Genomic DNA, 824 nt, shown 5'->3' on the forward strand with positions numbered 1-824 from the left:
CTTGAGCGTTAATCGTTTGGGTACGGTTGGCTGTCAACCATGTGTCTTGAATACGCAAATCAGCAGCGGCATTTTGTGCGACAAAATGAGCAAGCGTGCGGGTGCGCAATATATCAACCGATTTCAAATACGCACTGCTAGCACGGCTCGCCGCGACAGCCACTACTGCCAGAATGGCTAAGGCAACCATTACTTCAATCAAGGTAAAGCCACTCTCGCGCCCAGACTTGAGTGATATAGATTTGAGCGACTTAGGCTGAGCCTTCGTCGCAGAATATTTGGACAACTTATTCACTATAATCCCTGCCCTATCATCATACTACCATCGGGCATTATCGTAATCACCTCACCCACCAGACGCGAATCGTGAATCACTTCGATGGTGACAGGCGTCGCTTGGCCCGTACCGAACCACAATACCTGCGGCACGCTTTGATCACTAAACCAAGGCTGTAGCGTTTGCCTCTGTCCTGTACTCGCCGAATTACTAGCATCCAAGCTCTGCACTCTGATACTCACTCCAGCGGGCAGCTCAGGCAAGCTAACCTCTGACTCAACCTCCCAGCTCGGTGTTGGCTGCGTCTCTCCAATAGAGTCTGACATACTGCTCAAATCAGCAGACAGCTCCATTGAGTTTTTGGGCTGGCTGTCCCTGCTATCTACTGCAATATCAGCCGTTTGATAGGCAATATAAGGATTCGATAAGGTAACGATAACAGGCGCTACCTGTCCCTGCTTATCTGCCTGCAAACGCAAGCCCATCGGCTGCATACGCTCAGCTGATAGCAAACGGACGTAGCTCAGTGAATCAGTGAGATGTTCAT

At 50.2% G+C, this 824-nt stretch carries 1 protein-coding gene and 1 pseudogene; both read right to left on the reverse strand.

All coding sequences use genetic code 11. The annotated features are described in order from the left end of the window. Positions 1 to 295 (reverse strand): type II secretion system minor pseudopilin GspI (gene gspI, locus ACS8FC_RS16295; RefSeq protein ID WP_439297545.1); only part of this gene is annotated, 295 nt, incomplete at its 3' end. Further along, positions 295 to 824: pseudogene (locus ACS8FC_RS16300) on the reverse strand (prepilin-type N-terminal cleavage/methylation domain-containing protein); the annotation flags it as partial. The pseudogene ACS8FC_RS16300 and the gene gspI, both read right to left, overlap by 1 nt.

It is taken from the genome of Psychrobacter sp. 1Y4, assembly GCF_051847555.1.